Origin of the sequence: Christiangramia aestuarii (genome assembly GCF_009735585.1) — a bacterium.
Classification (GTDB): domain Bacteria; phylum Bacteroidota; class Bacteroidia; order Flavobacteriales; family Flavobacteriaceae; genus Christiangramia; species Christiangramia aestuarii.
Genome location: NZ_VJVW01000052.1, coordinates 1 through 505, shown reverse-complemented (window position 1 = coordinate 505; position 505 = coordinate 1). Strand labels below are relative to the sequence as shown.

1 protein-coding gene is annotated in these 505 nt (G+C 68.9%); it reads left to right on the top strand.

From position 1 onward, the window contains the following. The coding region (locus FLP08_RS16875; RefSeq protein ID WP_162431128.1) for a CaiB/BaiF CoA transferase family protein at positions 1 to 505 on the top strand (505 nt) is incomplete at both ends.

Genomic DNA, 505 nt, shown 5'->3' with positions numbered 1-505 from the left:
GGCAGGGCGCACGCGAGGTGGTGCTGGAGCTGGTACGCGAATACGACATCGTCCTCGAACAGTTCCGTCCGGGGGTGATGGACAAGCTCGGCGTCGGCTACGAGGCGCTGAAGGCGGCGAACCCGCGGCTGATCTACGTGGCCATCACCGGCTACGGCCAGACCGGGCCGTACCGCGAGCGCGCCGGGCATGACATCAACTACCTGGCGCTGGCCGGCGTCGCCAGCTACACCGGGCGCCGCGAGCGTGGCCCGTTGCCGCTGGGGGTGCAACTGGCGGACCTCGCCGGCGGTTCGTTGCATGGCGTGATGTGCCTGCTGGCGGCGGTCATCCACCAGCAGCAGACCGGCGAGGGGCAGTTCGTCGACATCAGCATGACCGACTGCGCCTTCAGCCTGAACGGCATGGCCGGTGCAGGCTATCTCGCGGCCAGGGTCGAGCCGGAGATGGAGTCGCTGGCGCTGAACGGCGGCAGCTTCTACGACTACTACCGCACCCGCGATGG